At 48.8% G+C, this 4,916-nt stretch carries 4 protein-coding genes; all 4 read left to right on the plus strand.

All coding sequences use genetic code 11. The annotated features are described in order from the left end of the window. Window positions 1–334 precede the first annotated feature (334 nt). On the plus strand, window positions 335–2,893 hold the full coding sequence (gene nirB, locus MHN01_RS16535) for a nitrite reductase large subunit NirB (RefSeq protein WP_239412348.1): 2,559 nt from the start codon (window positions 335–337) through the stop codon (window positions 2,891–2,893). Between the two features lie 2 nt (window positions 2,894–2,895). Beyond that, entirely contained in the window at window positions 2,896–3,219 is a 324-nt protein-coding gene (gene nirD / locus MHN01_RS16540) for a nitrite reductase small subunit NirD (protein WP_239412349.1), read from the plus strand. Between the two features lie 154 nt (window positions 3,220–3,373). Next, on the plus strand, window positions 3,374–4,228 hold the full coding sequence (locus tag MHN01_RS16545; RefSeq protein ID WP_239412350.1) for a formate/nitrite transporter family protein: 855 nt from the start codon (window positions 3,374–3,376) through the stop codon (window positions 4,226–4,228). A 410-nt stretch (window positions 4,229–4,638) separates the two neighbouring features. Next, window positions 4,639–4,916 (plus strand): uroporphyrinogen-III C-methyltransferase (locus tag MHN01_RS16550; RefSeq protein WP_239412351.1); only part of this gene is annotated, 278 nt, incomplete at its 3' end.

Here is a 4,916-nt window from a genome sequence, read left to right on the forward strand (position 1 = left end):
AAATAACCCTCCCAATAACCCATCTCAAAACAGGCTCGCTGATTATTTCATATGGCATCATTTATCCGTTTTACAAGGGCTAAATCCGAGCAACCATTCCTTTCTCCCCTAATTGAACAAATTGCATATTTTTTCAAGATTATAGCAGCCATAAAGATGTAATATTCCTTCACAACATGTACATTAAAATCAACCACAAACTCGTAAGCCATTGATTTTTAATTGCATACCCCTTTGGGGGTATTCAAAGTCGTAGTTGATTTACGTCATATTTATTCACAACCTGACTTATTACTATTGCCACAGAATTAACGCCTGTTGTTAAGAGGATCTTATGAGCAAAGTCAGATTGGCGATTATCGGTAACGGTATGGTCGGCCATCGCTATATCGAAGAACTAGTCGATAAAGCAGACATGGAAAACTATGAAGTAACAGTTTTCTGTGAAGAACCACGAAAAGCTTATGACAGGGTTCACCTGTCTTCGTATTTCTCCCACCACACTGCCGAAGAACTTTCATTGGTCAAAGAAGGTTTCTACGAGAAACATGGCATCAAGGTTCTTGTCGGTGAACGTGCTATTACCATCAACCGCGCTCAAAAAATCATCCACTCCAGCACAGGTCGCGAAGTTCAATACGACAAGCTCATCATGGCCACCGGCTCCTACCCTTGGGTTCCACCAATCAAAGGCAATGAAAGCAAAGACTGCTTCGTATACCGCACCATCGAAGATCTCAAAACCATCGAAGCAACAGCAAAACGCAGCAAAAGTGGTGTAGTTGTTGGCGGTGGCTTGCTTGGCCTTGAAGCAGCTGGCGCCCTTAAAGCACTCGGCGTAGAAACCCATGTTGTCGAGTTTGCTCCTGTGCTAATGGCCGAGCAGCTAGACCCTCAGGGCGGTGAACAGCTTCGCAAGAAAATCGAAAAGCTCGGCGTGAACGTTCATACCGGCAAAAATACCAAAGAGATTGTTGCGGAAGGCACCAATGGCCGCAACACCATGCACTTTGCAGACGGTACCTCGCTAGAAGTTGATTTCATTGTTTTCTCAACCGGTATTCGTCCTCAAGACAAGCTAGCCATGCAGTGCGGACTGGCTACCGGTCGTCGCGGTGGTATTGCTATCGACGATCAGTGCATCACCTCTGACGAAGATGTCTACGCCATTGGTGAGTGTGCTTCATGGAATGAAAAATTCTACGGCCTGGTCGCACCGGGTTACAAAATGGCCCAGGTTGCTGTCAGCCACCTGATTGGCGAAGAAAATGCATTCGAAGACGCTGACATGAGTGCCAAACTCAAGCTGCTCGGCGTTAAAGTAGGCAGTATCGGCGACGCTAATGGTCGCACGCCTAATAGCAAGAGCTATGTCTACCTTGACGAAAACGAAGAAGTCTATAAGCGCATCATCGTTTCTGAAGACGGTAAGAAACTGCTGGGTGCCGTACTGGTTGGCGACACCTCTGACTACGGCGACCTGCTTCAGCTGATGCTGAACGAAATCGACCTGCCAGAGCACCCTGACACGCTGATCCTGCCTGCGCATGCTGGCGCTGAAAAACCAGCACTAGGCCCGGACGCACTCCCTGACAGTGCCGTTATCTGTTCGTGCTTTGACGTTACCAAAGGCAAGATTGCCCAAGCGGTTGCTGACGGTCACCACACAATGGCCGACATCAAGGCTGTTACCGGTGCCGGTACAGGTTGTGGCGGTTGTATCCCTCTGGTTACCTCTGTTTTGAACGCTGAACTGGCAAAAACCGGTATCGAAGTGAAAAACGATGTCTGTGAACACTTTGCCTACTCGCGCCAAGAGCTCTTCCACCTGATCCGCGTTGAAGAAATCAAGACGTTCGACGAACTGCTGGAAAAATACGGCAAGGGTTACGGCTGTGAAGTGTGTAAACCTCTAGTTGGTTCGATTCTGGCGTCTTGCTGGGGTGAACATATCCTCAAGCCACAACTAGTTAAGCTGCACGATACCAACGACAACTTCCTGGGTAACATCCAGAAAGACGGCACCTACTCTGTTATTCCACGTATGGCAGGCGGTGAAGTCACACCACTGGCGCTGGCAGAACTGGCTAACGTCGCAGCGGAATACAACCTGTACACCAAGGTAACAGGTGCCCAGCGAATCGGTTTGTTCGGTGCCCAGAAAGATGACTTGCCAGAGATCTGGCGCAAGCTCATCAACGCAGGATTCGAAACTGGTCAGGCTTACGCAAAAGCGCTGCGTATGGCGAAAACCTGTGTTGGCTCGACCTGGTGTCGTTACGGCGTACAGGATTCTGTCGGGCTGGGTTCATATATCGAGAACCGCTACAAAGGGATCCGTACTCCTCACAAGATGAAGTTTGGTGTATCAGGCTGTACCCGTGAATGTGCTGAAGCACAGGGCAAAGATCTGGGCATCATCGCCACAGATGCAGGCTGGAACATGTATGTCTGCGGTAACGGCGGTATGAAGCCTCGCCATGCCGACCTTCTGGCCACCGACCTGGATCAGGAAACACTGATCAAATACATCGACCGCTTCATGATGTTCTATATCCGTACGGCTGCGCCGCTTCAGCGCACATCGGTATGGATGGATAACATGGAAGGCGGAGTGGACTACCTGCGTGAAGTGATCATCGAAGACAAACTTGGCATCAATGCGCAGCTGGAAGCCGATGTTGCCCGCCTGGTTGACGAATTCCGCTGTGAGTGGAAAGACACTATTGAAGACGAATCACAACTGACTCGCTTTGCTCACTTCATCAACTCAGAGTTGCGTGACGATAACGTCGTGTTTGTCTCTGAGCGTGACCAGCACCGCCCGGCAACGTTCACCGAAAAACACCCTGAAGCTAAAGGCGACATCCTACACGTGGAACTGGAGAACTAATCATGGCTTTTGAACAAGTTTGCGATATCACCGACATCGCCCCGGGAACCGGTGTTTGTGCACTGATAAATGGACAGCAGGTAGCGGTATTCCGCCCAAGCGATTCAGAGCAGGTTTTTGCCATCAGCAATATGGATCCATTTGCGCGTTCGAACGTGTTATCACGTGGCCTGATTTGCGAGCATCAGGGCGAGCTTTGGGTAGCCAGCCCGCTAAAGAAACAGCGCTTCAACCTGGCCACTGGCGCGTGCATGGAAGATGAGCGCTTCAATATCAAAGCGTTTAAAGCGCGTGTTACCGGCAGCAAGGTAGAAATCGCAGCCTAAGGTAACCATCGCCGGTAACAATCACAGAGATTTAATAGCTAAAAGGCTTCTTGCTCCGGGCCGGATTTTTTCGGAGAGGAAAGTGAGATGCAGGGAGCCTTTGTCTATTCAATCTTAACTTTTAATTTTTAAACTTTTGATAATAAGGAATATTATGTCTTACAACAAACCTGCTGAATTCGTTCAGACAATGATCGACACTGGCGAAGCGAAAGTACGCACATCGACGCGTGACCTGGTCTTACGTGGCATGATGGCAGGTATTATTCTTTCTCTGGCCGTTGTGGTTGCCATTACAACCATCGTACAAACCGGTGTCGGTATTGTTGGCGCACTAGTTTTCCCGGTCGGCTTTTGTATTCTTAGCCTGATGGGTTATGACCTGCTGACGGGTGTTTTCGGTCTTGCACCACTGGCTAAATTCGAAAATCGTAAAGGTATCACCTGGAGCCGCATCCTACGCTGTTGGGGCTATGTTGGTCTGGGTAACCTTATCGGTTCACTGCTTGTTGCCTTCCTTGTTGCCCTAACGTTCACAATGAACTTCAGCGTAGAAGCAGGCGCAGTCGGTCAGAAATTCATTGCCGCCGCCACAGCACGTACTGTGGGTTACGCCGAGCATGGAGTGGATGGCTGGATCACCGTATTCGTTAAAGGCATTCTTTGTAACTTAATGGTTTGTCTGGGTGTTATTGGTAACATGACAGCTCGCTCTGTCGCAGGCAAAATTGCAGCGATGTGGCTACCAATCTTCATCTTCTTCGCGCTAGTCTTTGAGCACGCAGTAGTGAACATGTTCCTGTTCCCACTGGGTATGATGCTAGGCGCAGACTTCGGTGTTGCGACTTGGTTGAACTGGAACCTTATCCCGACTGTGCTGGGTAACCTGGTTGGTGGTCTTCTATTTACCTGTGTGCCGCTGTACCTGACTCATGCTAAAACAGCACCTGCCATCGACGTAGAAAACGATGCAGAGATTCACGCAGAACCTGCATTTAGCACTAAATAATCACCTAATTGGGCCCTGCCAGACAGTGCAGGGCCAGTCTTAACTTTCGCCATCTATTGTATTGTTTTGGCTATAAAAAGTAATAACTCCTTAGGATAGTTTCCCGAGTTCTACTTTTTTGTATACCCAAGTGACTTCAAGATGCTGTATTCAGAGCTCTGTCACTGGCTCTAGTTCAAGGAAAATAACGAAGCGTAATAGTGTTCTCTTTCCAAGTTATTTGACGCTGAAATAGGGTCAGTGACAAGCTCCCAGAGGGCGAGTTTACTTGGCTCCCAGCCTTTGTTACCAATTCTTGATTTAGAGCCACTAGATCTTCAAATTGGTGCCGTGCCTGCAAGCCAAGTAATTCTCGCTGAAGCACGCATCTTGAGGTTACTTGGGTATATTTAAATTTAATAGGCGTTGCTATGACCAATCACACATCGTTAAACAGCGGTTTTGTTTCTCTTGTTGGTGCAGGGCCGGGTGATCCAGACTTACTTACCGTCAAAGGGCACCGCGTGATCCAGCAAGCTGATGTCGTGGTTTACGATCGTCTTGTATCTGCAGAGATTCTCGCATTGGCGAATGAAAATGCAGAGATGGTTTATGTCGGTAAGAAGCTAGACTACCACTGTGTCCCCCAAGACCAGATCAACCAGATCCTGGTCGACAAAGCGCAGGCTGGAAAGCGTGTCGTTCGGCT

The organism is Photobacterium sp. OFAV2-7 (assembly GCF_022347985.1).
Classification (GTDB): domain Bacteria; phylum Pseudomonadota; class Gammaproteobacteria; order Enterobacterales; family Vibrionaceae; genus Photobacterium.

What these genes read in the sequence shown, in the direction of transcription:
- nirD (WP_239412349.1), top strand. Translation starts at nt 2,896, where the DNA reads ATGGCTTTTGAACAAGTTTGCGATATCACCGACATCGCCCCGGGAACC.
- MHN01_RS16545 (WP_239412350.1), top strand. Translation starts at nt 3,374, where the DNA reads ATGTCTTACAACAAACCTGCTGAATTCGTTCAGACAATGATCGACACT.
- nirB (WP_239412348.1), top strand. Translation starts at nt 335, where the DNA reads ATGAGCAAAGTCAGATTGGCGATTATCGGTAACGGTATGGTCGGCCAT.